Source organism: Shewanella sp. KX20019 (genome assembly GCF_016757755.1).
Lineage (GTDB): Bacteria > Pseudomonadota > Gammaproteobacteria > Enterobacterales > Shewanellaceae > Shewanella.
On sequence record NZ_CP068437.1, the window covers coordinates 628,730 to 643,540 of the forward strand.

At 38.0% G+C, this 14,811-nt stretch carries 20 protein-coding genes and 1 tRNA gene; 18 read left to right on the top strand and 3 right to left on the bottom strand.

Going from position 1 to position 14,811, the window contains the following annotated elements; translation table 11 throughout:
• Positions 1 to 140: 140 nt before the first annotated feature.
• Positions 141 to 1,217 carry a porin gene (locus JK628_RS02710; RefSeq protein ID WP_202287744.1) on the bottom strand — a complete coding sequence of 359 codons (1,077 nt, stop codon included), beginning with the start codon at positions 1,215 to 1,217 and terminating at the stop codon, positions 141 to 143.
• Positions 1,218 to 1,712: 495 nt separating this feature from the next.
• Positions 1,713 to 2,774: a porin gene (locus JK628_RS02715; RefSeq protein WP_202287745.1), complete on the bottom strand. Its 1,062-nt coding sequence runs from the start codon at positions 2,772 to 2,774 to the stop codon at positions 1,713 to 1,715.
• 382 nt (positions 2,775 to 3,156) lie between these two features.
• Between JK628_RS02715 and tcdA the strand changes: the two genes are divergently transcribed.
• Both tcdA and JK628_RS02725 read left to right on the top strand, forming a co-directional pair.
• Positions 3,157 to 3,972 (top strand): tRNA cyclic N6-threonylcarbamoyladenosine(37) synthase TcdA, encoded by an 816-nt coding sequence (gene tcdA, locus JK628_RS02720; protein WP_202289691.1) that lies wholly within the window; start codon positions 3,157 to 3,159, stop codon positions 3,970 to 3,972.
• A 143-nt stretch (positions 3,973 to 4,115) separates the two neighbouring features.
• The gene (locus JK628_RS02725) at positions 4,116 to 4,733 is read left to right on the top strand and encodes a superinfection exclusion B family protein (protein ID WP_202287746.1); all 618 of its coding nucleotides are present in this window, start codon (positions 4,116 to 4,118) and stop codon (positions 4,731 to 4,733) included.
• 391 nt (positions 4,734 to 5,124) lie between these two features.
• Here JK628_RS02725 and JK628_RS02730 read toward each other — a convergent pair whose 3' ends face one another.
• Positions 5,125 to 5,259, bottom strand: coding sequence for a DUF3149 domain-containing protein (locus JK628_RS02730; protein ID WP_202287747.1), 135 nt, complete (start codon positions 5,257 to 5,259; stop codon positions 5,125 to 5,127).
• A gap of 543 nt (positions 5,260 to 5,802) precedes the next feature.
• On the opposite strand from JK628_RS02730, the gene JK628_RS02735 reads away from it, so the two are divergent.
• The 16 genes from JK628_RS02735 (at position 5,803) to JK628_RS02810 (ending at position 14,811) form a co-directional block, all read left to right on the top strand.
• Positions 5,803 to 5,887, top strand: a tRNA-Leu gene (locus JK628_RS02735).
• 1,141 nt (positions 5,888 to 7,028) lie between these two features.
• Complete coding sequence (locus tag JK628_RS02740; protein ID WP_202287748.1) at positions 7,029 to 7,544, top strand: H-NS histone family protein; 516 nt, start codon at positions 7,029 to 7,031, stop codon at positions 7,542 to 7,544.
• Between the two features lie 174 nt (positions 7,545 to 7,718).
• Complete coding sequence (locus tag JK628_RS02745; RefSeq protein ID WP_202287749.1) at positions 7,719 to 8,174, top strand: hypothetical protein; 456 nt, start codon at positions 7,719 to 7,721, stop codon at positions 8,172 to 8,174.
• On the top strand, positions 8,174 to 8,719 hold the full coding sequence (locus JK628_RS02750) for a hypothetical protein (RefSeq protein WP_202287750.1): 546 nt from the start codon (positions 8,174 to 8,176) through the stop codon (positions 8,717 to 8,719). Before JK628_RS02745 ends, JK628_RS02750 begins: the two co-directional genes overlap by 1 nt.
• Positions 8,720 to 8,939: 220 nt before the next feature.
• Positions 8,940 to 9,908 (top strand): hypothetical protein, encoded by a 969-nt coding sequence (locus JK628_RS02755; RefSeq protein ID WP_202287751.1) that lies wholly within the window; start codon positions 8,940 to 8,942, stop codon positions 9,906 to 9,908.
• Positions 9,909 to 10,007: 99 nt separating this feature from the next.
• Complete coding sequence (locus JK628_RS02760) at positions 10,008 to 10,289, top strand: hypothetical protein (RefSeq protein WP_202287752.1); 282 nt, start codon at positions 10,008 to 10,010, stop codon at positions 10,287 to 10,289.
• A 39-nt stretch (positions 10,290 to 10,328) separates the two neighbouring features.
• Complete coding sequence (locus JK628_RS02765; RefSeq protein WP_202287753.1) at positions 10,329 to 10,643, top strand: integration host factor subunit alpha; 315 nt, start codon at positions 10,329 to 10,331, stop codon at positions 10,641 to 10,643.
• On the top strand, positions 10,606 to 11,001 hold the full coding sequence (locus tag JK628_RS02770; RefSeq protein WP_202287754.1) for a hypothetical protein: 396 nt from the start codon (positions 10,606 to 10,608) through the stop codon (positions 10,999 to 11,001). Before JK628_RS02765 ends, JK628_RS02770 begins: the two co-directional genes overlap by 38 nt.
• A 45-nt stretch (positions 11,002 to 11,046) precedes the next feature.
• The gene (locus tag JK628_RS02775; protein WP_202287755.1) at positions 11,047 to 11,325 is read left to right on the top strand and encodes a helix-turn-helix transcriptional regulator; all 279 of its coding nucleotides are present in this window, start codon (positions 11,047 to 11,049) and stop codon (positions 11,323 to 11,325) included.
• A gap of 1 nt (position 11,326) precedes the next feature.
• Entirely contained in the window at positions 11,327 to 11,713 is a 387-nt protein-coding gene (locus tag JK628_RS02780) for a hypothetical protein (RefSeq protein WP_202287756.1), read from the top strand.
• A 103-nt stretch (positions 11,714 to 11,816) separates the two neighbouring features.
• Positions 11,817 to 12,590, top strand: a complete 774-nt coding sequence (locus JK628_RS02785) for an LPD25 domain-containing protein (RefSeq protein ID WP_202287757.1) — start codon at positions 11,817 to 11,819, stop codon at positions 12,588 to 12,590.
• Between the two features lie 65 nt (positions 12,591 to 12,655).
• The gene (locus tag JK628_RS02790) at positions 12,656 to 12,898 is read left to right on the top strand and encodes a hypothetical protein (protein WP_202287758.1); all 243 of its coding nucleotides are present in this window, start codon (positions 12,656 to 12,658) and stop codon (positions 12,896 to 12,898) included.
• 48 nt (positions 12,899 to 12,946) lie between these two features.
• A complete protein-coding gene (locus tag JK628_RS02795) occupies positions 12,947 to 13,243 on the top strand; it encodes a hypothetical protein (protein WP_202287759.1) in 297 nt (98 codons plus the stop codon).
• Positions 13,240 to 13,653 (top strand): hypothetical protein, encoded by a 414-nt coding sequence (locus JK628_RS02800; RefSeq protein WP_202287760.1) that lies wholly within the window; start codon positions 13,240 to 13,242, stop codon positions 13,651 to 13,653. Before JK628_RS02795 ends, JK628_RS02800 begins: the two co-directional genes overlap by 4 nt.
• 101 nt (positions 13,654 to 13,754) lie before the next feature.
• Positions 13,755 to 14,099: a hypothetical protein gene (locus JK628_RS02805; RefSeq protein ID WP_202287761.1), complete on the top strand. Its 345-nt coding sequence runs from the start codon at positions 13,755 to 13,757 to the stop codon at positions 14,097 to 14,099.
• The gene (locus JK628_RS02810; RefSeq protein ID WP_202287762.1) at positions 14,071 to 14,811 is read left to right on the top strand and encodes a hypothetical protein; all 741 of its coding nucleotides are present in this window, start codon (positions 14,071 to 14,073) and stop codon (positions 14,809 to 14,811) included. The genes JK628_RS02805 and JK628_RS02810 overlap by 29 nt, the downstream gene beginning before the upstream one ends.

The window sequence follows — 14,811 nt, forward strand, 5'->3', positions numbered from 1 at the left end:
CGGCTTTAAATCGTCTCAGCATTTACCGTCTTAGCGTTTACCGGCCATTAACCGATTCGACCTTATTTTAGACATTAAAAAAGCGACCATAAGGTCGCTTTTTTGGGGTCAATCGTTAGAGAGTCTTAAGACTCAATCGATTAGAAGTTGTAACGCATACCGATAGTGAATACGCTGTCATCTTCTAGATCAATCTTAGCGCCTGCAATTTTGTAGTCGCCTTCGTACATAGCGTAGTGGCCATATACCATAGTTGACTTAGAGATCTTGTAGTCAGCACCAACAGTGATAACTTGAACGTTTACGTCAGAAACGGTTGTGTCATTTGTAACACCGCCAGCATTCTTGAAGTACTTGCTTAGACCAGAAGTATCAGCACCGAACTCAGCTTTTAGGTTTACGCCGTTTAGGTTGTAAACAGCATTGACGAAGTAAGTGTCACCATCAAGATGATCATTTTTCTTTTCACCGCTAGAGATAGCGCCTTCAGAGTTCTGGAAGAAACCACCAAACTTGAATTGACCAAACTTAACTTGAGCAACTGCACGGTATGCATCGATACCGCCGATGCCTTTGTTGTATGCACCAGCTGCATAGTAGCTTTGTGCTTTAAGCTTCTTGTCACCAAGTGTAGCGCTCAATGCATACTGAGAATCTGAATCAGTACCCGCACCTTGGTTGTTATCAGTCATCAAGTAAGTTGCGTTTAATGTAACTAGATCTGCAATCTTTGGAGAGTAGTACCAGAAACCATCAGCTGAACGAGTTTGCCCAGCAACTAGACGATCGATATCGGCGTTAGTGTTACCAAATACGTCAACACCACCTTCTGCTTGCTTGAATACTGTGTCGTTACGACCAACAAGTACAGTACCTAGGTTTGCTGATTTAAGACCTAGGAAAGTGTTACGAGATTTAAATGTATCACTGTTACCAGAAGTGTTTTCTACTTGGAACTCCATTTGGTAGATAACATCGATGTTGCTAGTTAAGCTCTCGCTACCCTTAACACCAATGTGAGAGAAGTTGTTTTCTAGATAAGTACCGCTTTCACCAACTGTAGCACCGTTAGTGCCACCTTGAAGTGTGGTGCTAGTGTCTGAATTCGTTACAGCTAGGTCTAAACGGCCGTAAAAGCTTGGACTTTCGGCTAGTGCGCCGAACGAAGCTAGAGTTAAAACTGATGCCACTGATGCAGAGATAAGTGTCTTTTTCATTTCATTTGCTCCCAGAACCTAAGTTCTTATACGTTTCTTATGGTTTTTTACATAAACTTTTGTTTTTGTTACGAGCATCCGAGCTCGTAACAATTGTGGGAGCAAATATTACAGTTTTATGGCTATGAAATTGTGGGCTAGATCAAGTTTTGAGTTTTCCACGATAGAATTGCTACTTTTTTGTGGTGATCAAATTAATTTGGTTGTTTAAATGGCCATTTCGACACAATTCACTTTTATCTTGTATCTCTAAAGGGGTATTTGTATGGAGTTTGGTTAAAACTGCTAATGCTTAATTAGCGAGTGTAAAACTATTATTGGCGGAGATTACCGTCAATGTTAAAGATTGAAAAATGATTGTGAAGTGATTATAGCGACATAATTGAATGAAGCGGTTGAAATGTTGCCTTTATGTTCTTTTTTGGTTGGCTTTGTGATCGTTGTGATCATAAGAAAGGCAGCGATGGCTGCCTTTGCGAATGATGTTTTTTACGATTAAAAATCGAAACGCATACCAATGGTGACGATATCGTCACCTAAGTCTTGCTTAACGTTACTTAACATCATGTCGCCATCATATTTAGTGTAGTGCCCATAAATAAGCATGTTCTTGCTTAAGCGGTAGTCCGCACCAACACTGAACTGCTGCAGATCGACATCGCTAACAGTTTCTAGTGAACCGTCATTTCCACCCACATAACGGCTAACATATTTACCCAAACCTGAATCATCGCTACCGTACATGGCTTTAAGCTTTAAGTTACCCAAAACATAGGCGGCATTTATAAAATAAGTGTCACCTTCTAAGTTGTCATACTTGCTGTCAACGTGTTCACTGTTTTGGTAAAAACCACCAACAATGACATTACCTAGTTTAACTTGGGCTACGCCACGGTAAGCGATCACATTTTCAATGCTGTCGTTATATGCCGCAGATACGTAGTAGTTTTGCGTTTTAAGGGCTTTATCACCAATGGTCGCGCTAAGGGCATACATATTATCTGTGTACTTGTCATCGCCAGAAGCATCTAGTTGGTCGTAATTGTCATCCATCAAATAGGTGGCATTAAAGGTGACAAGATCGGCGATTTTTGGTGAGTAGTAGGTAAATCCATCGGCACTTCTTGTTTGACCAGCGGCTAACAGATCGATATCTGAGTTAGTGTTACCGAAGAGGTCAAATCCACCCTCCGCAGCTTTGAACACTGTATCGTTACGACCGACAAGAATGGTACCTGCGGTAGCAGACTTAAGGCCTAGAAATGTATTACGGGCGCCGAAGGTATCGCCAGAATTGTCAAAGTTACTGACACCAAACTCCATTTGGTAAACGACTTCCAGTCCATCGTTAATCTTTTCAGTTCCTTTAACACCTAACCAGGAGAAGTTGTTCTCGATGATGGTGCCAGACTTCTGGTTTTGCGTTGCCATACCCATGTCAGAGTTAGTGATTGCTAGATCAGCACGACCATAAAAGTTCGGGCCATCAGCTAATGCTGTAAAAGAGGTGGCGGTGAGTGCTGAGATAATCGTGGCGGACAGAACAGTTCTTTTCATTTTCATCTTCCTGTTGTGTATTGCTAATCTAAGTTTGGGCTTTCAATCTTGACTATCTAACTGGCTGAATAACCAAGCTGAAGCTGTATTTGTCGGCCAAAATAGTGCATCGAACAGAAACTCAATAGCGCGATCAAGATCACATTTCACAGATGTTGCGTGACATTTATCATGGCTATTTACCTTTGTTAAACAGGTATTTAATCCAAGTGAGATAACTGGTTACAGTGATATGGCCAGTTTGTCTTTTTTGGCTAAAGCTGTTCACATAGTTGTCATCGTTGCTGGTAAAACTTTAGAGTTTTACACTGAATTGAGATAAAATCGTCTATCGCTTTCTATCTATTATCTCTCCCAGTTGAGTATCACCGTGAAAAATCAAATGTTGTCAGACGCCTATTTAAATCGTTTTGCTGGAATTGGCCGCTTATATGGCCAACAAGCACTGCAATATTTTTCGCAATCTCACGTGGTTGTCGTGGGAATTGGGGGAGTTGGTACGTGGGTGGCAGAATCTCTTGCTAGGAGTGGTGTTGGCCAGATAACGCTAATTGATCTTGATGATATCTGTGTGACCAATACCAACCGTCAATCACATGCGTTAAAAGAGACGATTGGTGAATCTAAAGTCGAAGTGATGGCACAGCGATTAAAACAGATCAATCCAGAGTGTATCGTTAATGAGATCGAAGACTTCATTACGGTAGATAATTTGTCTGCCTATTTTCAGGGTAAAAGGGCTGGCGGTGATCTGGATTACGTCATTGATTGTATCGATGCAGTAAAACCAAAAACAGCATTAATTGCCTGGTGTAAACGGCAAAAGTTACCGATTGTCACTGTCGGTGGAGCGGGTGGACAGACAGATCCTACCCAAGTACAGGTGGCAGATCTAGCTAAAACCTATCAAGATCCTTTGCTTGCTAAAGTGCGAAACTTACTTAGGCGTGAGTATAATTTTTCAAAAAATGTCGCGCGTCGATTTGGTATCGAAGCGGTGTTCTCAACTGAGCAGTTAGTTTATCCCCAAGCCGATGGCTCTGTTTGCAATACTAAGACAACGGCCGAAGGCAGTATGCGTATGGATTGTGCGTCCGGATTTGGCGCTGTCACAGTGGTTACCGGTACCTTTGGTTTTGTTGCGGTAAGCCGAGTGCTGACCAAATTGGCATCCAAGGCTGTCGGCACAGGTTCGTAGTTAACTGATACTTTCTTCACATTTGAATATTTACTGTTGACGGGCGCTGTACTTAATATTTGATCCTTATTTTTTGACGCGATCTTTGGCATCATTTTTGCTTTTATCTAGCTAATAACAGATTTCTGACACTGGATTTAGCTATGCAAAAAATAAGTTTCGATGCATTATCTTTTAAAGGTACATCAATTAAAAAGTTGATGCTTAAAGCAATGCTGTGGCTTTCATTAGCATGTGCAGCACTGCTATTTACCCCGGTTACTTTATTAGCATCAATTAACCTTGCTGAATTTTCAGAGCTACATGCTCACTTTATCGGACTAGGTTTGATTATAGGTGCAGCTTATTTATTGACGCAGATCCTCAATTACTTTCTCGATGAATCGATTAGCTATTTAAGTGCCAAACGATCAGTTGAAGTGATTGAAGAGAAAGTAAAACTACTTGATCCTAACGAGCGCGCTTTACTCAGAGAGTTCTTTTTGCAAGGTGAAACTATTTTAACTTTGCCTGAAGCGGAGCAAGCGGTTAAGAGTTTATCTAGCGCGGGTATTTTGGAGTATCTTGGCAACCAAAAGCACTACGCTATCCAAGGTTCAACTGCAGATTTTAAAATATCGATGCGGGCTCGGGAGCATCTGAATCGTCAAGTTTTGCGCTTTCCTATGGGCGAGCCAAGCCCTGAAGAGATGAAGAATCTGATTAAAGCGCGGCCACAGTTTATCAATAGCTTTGTTACACCGCGTAAACACGCAGCGTAGCTATTGGTTCGATAGTTGATAAAGGCTGGGGAACGGGCCGCAAGGTGTTTCGTTGCTGTACGCTTTCTTCTAAAACAGCGCATAAAAATGGGGGCAAATAGCCCCCCTGCATTAATATAGCCATCCTACCTGAAGATGCAGGATTCAGTGGGAATTTAATGGACTTTAATCAAGGCGTTGATTGCCACTAATGGTCGTTCCCTTAGTAAAATCAATAACACAGAGTAAAGTCCATTAAAACCCATCGTAGAAGGTGTTGTGCAAGCCCACTTCGTTGTTGCACTAACTTAAAAGGGAATAACCATTTCTATGTTAATGCGCCTAGAGTTGAACTGGCACAACGCCTCTGAAACGAGCATCTTCAAGTAGGATGGGTATATAACGTTGGAGATTAACTCTCAGGATCTGCAGATTTGGTATAGAACAACCACATCAGATAAGACATGATGCCGATAGTGCAAAAAATAACGATCATTGAAAGCAAGCCGATAGCGTTGCCAAACATCAAATCTAACCAAAATGCCATGTGCGAAATCCTCTTTCTTATTAGTTCACAACCAAAATACTCCTCTCTTAAGTTGTAGTAATTGATCTTGGTCAAGTTAGAACTCGCTTACTGTAAATTTGCTGCGTAATTGTTAATAAACATGCTATTGATCACGTCTTGCTAATTTTACTCTTGGCTAATTTAAGTTTTTAGTATTGATTATGTACAATCAACCACAGTTAAGTTTGAAATTTGTTCAGTTGATGAGAAAGTCAATTCAAAGTGCTTGCCATTCCGATATCCGCAGGTATAATTCGATTCACTCTTTAGGGGCAAGCATGAACCTACAGAGGATAGCAACAAAGCCTGAGTGGTGGAATTGGTAGACACGTCGGATTCAAAAGCTTCAGCATCATTCGCCCTAAGCAATCGAGTGTTTCTGTAAACGGCTTTAAAATTCAGAATGTAAATCAATAAGCTACGATTTAAAGGCAAAGGTAAAAAACAAGTTTTCTGGATGCCCTAAAAATTTGTTGGATACCGAAAGGATACCCGGGCCTTAAACCGGGTGCTTTGAAAGTTGGCCGTGTGATGAAATTGGTAGACATAGGGGATTCAAAATCCCCCGCCGAAAGGTGTGGCGGTTCGAGTCCGCCCACGGCTACCATTCAAAGTAATGTTTTAACCCGCAACGCTAAAGCAAGTTTACTGAGGCCCGCGCAGCGCAGCAAGCAGGAACAGTGAACGCAGTCTGAAGCGGAATATCACCAATCCTGAATTGGCGGTATTTGTTGTTTATAACTTAATACATAAATTATACAAGTTTATCCACAAGTTATCATTCTCTCTATCCCTTGTCAGCCATAGCTTTAGCGCACTTATCAACAGAATTTCGTTTGTTTAATATATAATAAGATCTAGATCTAGATATTAGAGATCTAGAAGATAGATCTTCCCCAAGGGACGCGACAACAAAAAGTTGAAAAAGCGCCACTTGAGAATAATCTTCAGTTCATCCGTATAATCCTGAAGGCGTACCCCGGTTTAAAGCTACCTGGTACAACTGCAATCTTGAACCCCGCCCACTTTCCACATGGGTTGCTTCTAGGATTTCCGCACGGCGATTGCCCCGGCCAAAAATCCTATTTGGCCGATCTCCTTTACCGTTCCCGGGTTAATGCCCCAACCGCAATGAAACGCCCTAAGCTAACGTTTCATAATGGAACCCGGGTTTACTCGCTTGTGCTACTCACTATCCCACACAAGCGGCCTGAATTTAATCAGGGGAACGGTTACTACCTTGGCGGTAGAATTAACCACGAAAAGAAAGAAATTTAGGGGAATTTTAAAGTTGGACTTGATTTAGTCGATCAAAGGGTTATCATGCAACCCGCCCTTTGGACAGTCCAGCCGAAGCCCTAAGCTTCATACTGTTCGCGGTTACTTAATCTTGGCGGAGGTAGTAACCAGGGCGCAACTTTACCCCCTTTCTACAAATGATCAAGATAAAATCCAATAAAGATATTCTGTTTGGTCAATGATCACACTTTTCATATCGCAAACAATTCCCATTGCTTCAAAAATGACCTATTTTAAATCAAACACCTTAAACGGTGTTTTTTTGTGTCAGCTTGTTACAAAGCGAACATTCCTTGTGTTTGGTAGTGATATTAGTGTGATCAAAATCACGCAATTGCATATAAATATACAAAATGCCATGTAATTAAGTTTTACAACTTGTAAATAAGACTTAATAGATATATTTTTTAATGTATCGAAACATAATAAGAAACTGATTGGTGGTAACAATGGATACTATACTTAAAGATAAGGTTGATTCTCACACTAAGAGAAAGGAAGCAGTAAGATATTTTCTTGATGAAATATCTGGAAATGAATTAAAACTAAAAGCATTCTTCAATGAAATGTCAATTTCTAACCTAAAGAAATTTAGTAAAGTATCAACAGCTATATTAGAAGTTAAAGAACTTGATGAAGAAGCCGCCGAAAGAATTAAACAAGAAAAGCTTCTTAAACTAGAACAAGTTAAGAGAACAGCAAAAGAATTGGGCCTATCTGATAGTGATCTCTTTGATATATTCAGCAATCAACAGATTGCCGGAATGAAACGCGCACGTGATATGGGAACAACAACAGTAAAAAGACCATACAATAAGCGACCTTTAAAATATAAATGTGAAGTTGATGGAAAAGAACATTTTTGGTCAGGCCAGGGACCACTTCCAAAACTATTTATTACCGCTTGCGAAAATGACAAAAAGACAAAGGAAGATTATCTTCTTCCAGAAATTGAATGGCGTTGAAATAAAGCCATTTAACCTAGCCCCCAAGCATCAAACAGTAGGCATATTTTTTAACCAAGTATGCCGACACAGCGCCAAAAGCCTATATGTTTGATGTGTAGTAGGCCGTCAAAGTCCCCCCTTAGCCACCTAGCAAAAATAAGGGGGGCAACCCATTTTTAGAAAGGACTTTTTATGTGCAACTTATGTGATTTTATTAGTGAAAGTGCAAAAGATATTGAAAAAAAATTACCTGAATTTGAAAAGCTATTTATTGAAAATGTTGTAAGTGAAAATGAAACAGTTAATTGTTTTTCAAAAGATGAACTTGATTTTACTATAAGATTAGAATTTGCAAGAAAAATGATTGCATCAACATTCCTGGGCTTATTATCAACTGGACTTGAACAGGATATATTCTTGCAAGCAATATATGATGCACTTGATCATAGTGATGATCCAAAAGAATCATTGTTATTTGAATTATCAAGCAGATTCAATAAAAGACTATTTGAAAGTGAAACTGGTCTTGATCCTGAAACTATCATAAAAAAAATGATTGCTTATGAAGAAATAACTGGCAAAGAATTTAGTGGAGCTGTTGTTGTTAAACCAAAATCACAACGTGATGATAAAGGCACAGTTCATTAATGGATCAGAAAGCTATTAGTGCAATAACTTTACGAGACATTAAAGATAAAGGAAAGGCCCGTTTATTAAAAATGTATTCAGGTGTGTTATGGGCAATTGATTTTATTGAAGTTGATAATAAAATCAGCCTGGTTATAAATGAAAGGTTTAATTCTGAAGATGTTTTTTATACAAAAGAACTTTGTTCTAATTTAACTTATGCCAAGCACATTTTGAAAAATTCATTAATTGATGCAAATCTTATTCGCAAATATAAAATAAAAGAAGATTTAAAAAAATCAAATCAACTTGAAGCAATGGTTAATTTCCAAAAGGAATTAAACAAGCAAGCTGGAACAGTTTCAAAAGCAATTTGCACTAGAACGTTTACCGGGTTTGTAACCATAGATAAAAGTTGTGGTTACACATTGCCTGAAATAATTGAAAAGTGGGTGATGTATGATTGTAAATTCTTGGTTAACAATGAATTTGAAACGTCATATATGACCAATGAAGTGACAATGATTAAAGTGATTTGGTCCAAATCGCTTGATGATCTCTATTGATGAATTTATCAATGGTAAAAAAGCCCGTTTAATCAATGGGCTTTTTTTTGACAAAAAATGACACAAAGTGTGTCAGCGTGACACTGATAGTAATAAAAAATGACCAGGGGTAAAACTATTTTACAAAACGTGAAGTTTTTACTTGTGTTGTTGCGTAAGGTTAGGCCATAATGGCCATGTTCCCAAGAGGTGAACAGTTCTTTAAAAATTGAGGTATAAAATGACTTGTTTTAAACAAACACTAATGGTGTTAATGCTGGCTTCTTCATTATCTGCTTGTGGAGTAGATAGCAAAGATGAACCAATTAAAGAGGCTGAAGAAATTCAGCCAGTAAAAGAAACACAGCCGCCAGTTGATGAAACAATCACTGTTGCGCCTGTTAAGCCTATTGTTGAAGAACTCCTTCCATATGAGCCGGAAACAATAACCAAACCTGAAGGGCCAACATCAATCAAACCAGGAAGCCAAACCCCTGGGCCAGTTGATGAAACAATTACTGTTGAACCTGTTAAGCCGATCATCGTTGAACCTTATAAACCAGGAACAGCAACGATCCCAACAGGCCCAACACTAATAAAGCCATTTACTGCTAATGATATTTTTTCAAGTGGTAATTATACGGCTGAATATGAAATTACAAATAAAACCGGAAGTGACAAAGTAATTGCTTCAGTAAAAAGTAATGATTTTTCTAAAACTTTCACAATCAATGTTAGTGGCTTAGATATAAGCGAAATCACCATTGGTTCAAATGGTTCAATAATGTCTATTGATGGAAGAAATATCTTTTCTTATGACTTAGTTGCAATGGCTGATTATTTGAATGTTAATGAAACCAATGTTGGCGAATATGTATATTGTCAACTTGACAGCAGTTGCCCAACTGAAGAATTAAGATCAACAATTACTGTTAAACAAACAATAATTGAATCTGATGTTTCTGTTGATGTTTTTTATGAAGATGAAGAATTTGGCTTTAAAAAAACTGAAGGCTTTGGAAACCATGGAAAGCTAGAAATAAACAAGAAAACGCCACATGGCACACGTAATATTGAAGTTGATTATATTTTCAGTAAAGATGCAATTTTTACATTCAATATGGTTGTTACAACCAAAGAGAATGGCAAAGATCAATTTATTGGAAAGTATGAAGCACCGTTTGTGCCAATTTTTACAAACTTTAAATAAAACACTTGCAGGTTAGGCCGAAATGGCCTAGTATACATCACAGGTTACAGAGAAAGCCACCAATCTTGGAAGGCTAAATGATAACCGGGTTCTTTAATAATGAAACTATCTGATGTATGTAAAATCTGCACTAATCTTGAAGATGCGGATTTCTGGATTTGCCGCCGTGGTTCACTCGGCAAAGTTGGTTTTCCAACACAGGAATTCAATGCTGAATCAATTGGGGTTAAGGTGTTAAACACTGATTTATTAAACCCTAGATTTCTGTTTTATTGGTTTGAAGGTATCCATGCTGAAGGCGTTTTTAAAGCGCTTGCAACAGGGACAACAAACCTAGTTAATATCAAAGTATCTGATATTAAAAACATTCAGTTAGGTTAATATAGGGGGCTTTGGCCCCCTTAATTATTAAGGATAAATATGACTTTAACCAAAGCCGTTTTGGCTGAAAATCTAAATTACAATGTTGGGCTTTCAAAAAAAGAATCAAAGGAATTTGTTGAATCGTTTTTTTCAACAATGCGTGAACACCTTGAAAGCGGACAAGAATTAAAACTTTCTGGATTTGGTAACTTTTCAATCCGGGATAAAAAACCAAGACCAGGGAGAAACCCAAAGACTTTAGAAAGCGTTGAAATATCTGCAAGAAGGGTTGTAACGTTTTTACCTGGACAAAAATTAAGGGGTAGAATTATTAATGAATATGAAACAATTAACGCGAAAAGAAGCTCTTGAAATCGGTTCTAAATCGGCTATTGCTGTTATTAAAAAGAATTTGAAAGCTGACTTCATTGAAGATAAAACTGGCTTTGATGAAACTTTGTACCCTACAACACATTTATTGTTAGAAGATGAAGGCTTTGAACCGCCAAACGGCGCAATTGTTGATCACTATTTAAATCAATTAAAAGATCACAATCCTGAATTATCTGATGCAAAAATTGCCGCAATGCTTGGCCTTGCTGGCAACCGTAGAATCAGGGCCTTCAGATCAGGTGAACGTGATGTTCCTTTTTCTATATGGCGAAAAATCCTGATCATGATGGGTAAGGTTCCAAATGATGCAATTAAAGTGATTGCAATATTTGAATAATTGATTTTAAAGCGCCAACTATGGCGCTTTCCGTGGAAGGTTATTATGAATCGTAGAATTAAAGAGGCCCGCGAATTCGCCGGGTTTACTCAAGTTTCTGCCGCTTTACGATTGGGCATGGCCCGACAAACTTATCTTGATATGGAAACGGGGAAAACAGAACCCCGTTGTTCTATGGCCATTCAAATTTCAATACTTTTCAAATGTGATTTGCTTTATCTAATAACTGGTGATAATTCCAATGAAATAAATCTTAACAAGATTTTAAAAAATAAAAGATTTGTAATTACTGGTTCTATCATGGGTATGAGTGAGATTAGATAATATGAATTTAAATTATATTCTTATCGGGAAGAATCCTGTTTGTGTTGGCGATGATTTTTTTGCTTGGTCTAATTGGATGGGATGGGCTGCAAGGAATAATGCGCGGCATGTTGGCGACTATATACAAGGGCCACAAAAGCCCATAAAGAAAGGCAACAAGAAAATGCTTGGCAAGATCAATCATTTTCGTTCTGAGGCTGTACGGGTAAGCACAGTGTTCTTGGGCCTGGATCATAACTGGTACGACAACGGAAAACCCATTATTTTTGAAACCATGGTTTTTGGTGGTATCCGTGACGGGGCCATGATTAGGTATAGAACCTGGGATGATGCAAAGGTTGGCCATGATGAAATGGTTGATGCAATAAAGAAGAAAAAATTATTTTAAGATGTATGTGAAATAGTTCTTGCAGGTTAGGCCGAAATGGCCTAGTATAGCTCTATCGAAACAAAGCACACAAACAGCGGCCATTGCCGACTTGGAGCAAAACATGAACACTATTAAAATCCGCAAAAACGCATCAAAAAAAATCGCTTCTTTCATCGCTGAAGCGACTTATATCACAATCCAAACTTCTTCAAGCAACATGGATGATTCATTCAGCAAGAATGCTGATGTGGCTATGACTGCTGAAGAAGTTAACGCTTTCATGGCTGCCAACTACAACGAACTTGAAGTTAAACTTCACGCTGATTCTGAAGGCAACAACACGCATTTAACGCTTCGTGATGGTCCTTATTACTTTTGTGATGAAGTGGTTGTTCACTTTACTGCAAAGCCTGTTGAATTAATTGAAATCACTGTTATTGAAGCTGAACCAGTTAAATTCAAAATGACTTTGGCACAAGTTAAAGTAATGCGTGAAGCTGGCTTTATTTCACCGTTATCACATGGCGCGAAACGTCCTGAAAACGTTGCTGATGAAGATAAAGAAATTGTTTCAATCAAGGTTATCTGGTCTGAATCAAGCGTGTTTAACAAGGCGCTACGCTCTGAATCATTCGATATTAACCAGCGTGTAAGCATGGAAGAATACAACCGCCTTTCATGGTTAACATTGGCTAATCAAAAACGCTTTATGGCTAAAACAAATGAAAGCTATGGATATGATAAAACGAAAATTGAAATCACGCTTGCAAGTGGCCAGGTTTGCACATTTCGCCATGATATTTGCATCAAGGAACCAACGCTTCAAGGCGAGTGGGCCGCCTGGGTTGATTACTGTCGTGCAGAAGAAGCCCGCAAACAAGCAATAATTCACTAACCAAAACGGCGGGGAAGCCCGCCAATATTAAAAAACACAATACCTATTCAGGTAAGGAAATTAAATTGAAAAAAATACACGCGTTTAAAGCCACCTTAGAAACATTAGATACAATTATCACAATATTTATAATTGTTTGCGGCGCTTTGATTATTGGGCTTTGTGGTCTTGAAGTCATTGTTATTTTACCAACTTTGGCGGGGTGTGCTTTGGCGTTTGTGATTAAAACATTAACTTTTGGCGTTGGTTTTTCTGTTGCTCAAATTGCAATAAATACAAATAAAGAAGAAATTATTCAACCTGAATAATTAGCTTAAAAGAATGGCGGGGAAACCCGCCAATAATAAGGGTATATTTTGACAAAAGAAATAAAACCAAGAATAAGAGTGACTGATTTAGAATTTGGTTACATGATGATTAATCATAAAAATTGTTATCCGCTTGAAGTTGTTGGATCTGTTAAGGCGGAAGATGAACAAGGTGTTTTTTATTTCCCAACAGTAACAAATTATTCTGAATGGGATGGCCAGCAATATATTACAGGTAATAAAGACGGATATAAAAACCGCGAACAATTATTAAAGTGTATTGGCCGCTGTTGGGATAAAGTTGAAGCGGATATTGAAAAAAATAAATTGGAAGCATTAAAATGAAAAATATATTTAAAGTAATGGTTGTTATTAGTTTCTTGTTTTTAACTGGTTGTTCTTCACTTCCATCAAATAAGCAGATTGAAGAAATGGAATTATCATTAATAATGCAATCAACATGTAGCTTTGATAATACTGTAAGAGATATTAAATACGCTTTAGATGATAGTTCTGGATCAGTTTTTATCGGTCTTGGAATGGAAAATAAAGTTCGTGAGCGAGTATATCAAGAAAGAAAAGAAGCATCATTTGTATTTTATCAAGATAATCCTTTGTATGGAAAAATAATGATGTATGGTTTTTCAGTTAAAGGTGAAACGGTTAAGTTTATAGCAAGAAATGATTATATGATTGATGCTTATATTGATAAGCTAGATGATAATTTTGAATGTTTCAGTGCGAATAATAAGTGATTATTAAAGGTTTATTATGTATATAAATATTGCAATTCTTATTTGCGTTTTTGTTTCTTTATTCACAATATATATTACTTCTAAATAAAAGGATGGTAAAAATGAAAATAACAGTAATTAAACAAGAAGTTGGAAATTCAACGAAGAAGCTGATTAACACACTTCATATAGACCGTGGCGGAACCGTTCCTTTAGTTGAATTTGAACCAGCATCAGCGGCAAGATTCGCTGAAATTATTAATGTAATACGCGATCACTATCAAGTTGATTTAAGGCAAATTTGCAAAATTTTTGGTAAAGAAGGAACAACACAGGATTTGCGCGATATGCGCCGTGTTATTACTGGGAAAATGCGGCTTTTAAGTGGTGATTTTCAACTTGCCTTAATCGTTGTAAAACTTATTGAAGAAGAAAAAAATGAACCTACAAAATTTATTATCAAATGAAGTGTTGATGAACACTTTGTTCAGCGGTGATTTAAACGTTTCTATTGATAACGACACAATAGCAATCACAGCGCATTTACTCGACAACAACGGCCAGCCACAAGTTTTGCCCGCTGCTTTTGTTAATTCATTCGATAGAAATACATTCAGAAAGTTCATGGCTGAACAGGGCCTTTATGTTTACCCAACTGAAGAACTTTGTGAATGGATGCGCGAAAACGTGATCAAGGTTTTTGGTCCTAATAACATCATTGAAATTGGCGCTGGCAATGGGGTTCTTTCTAAAGCCCTTGGAGTAAGAGCAACAGACAATTATTCACAAGCAAGCGATTACAAACCAGTTTCAAAATATCGTGAACTATGGGAACAAGGGCGTGAAAGTATGGCGTTAACAGGTAATAAACCAGTTAACTATGGTGAAAACGTATTTAGGATTGAAGCCATAGAGGCCGTGAAGCGATTCAAACCAACTTGTGTGATTGGTTGCTTCATTACTGATATGTATCGCCAGGAACATCACGACAGGGGCGGCAACGTGTTTGGTGTTGATGAAGTGAAGATGAAGAAGCGTGTTAATCAATATGTAATGGTTGGCAATTTAAAAACCCATGCAAAGAAATTGATGTTAGATGGCGATCATGAAGAACTGAAGATTCCTGGCATCATTACCAGGGCTGAATTTCCTGAATTAGATAGAATTTTTGTTTGGTAA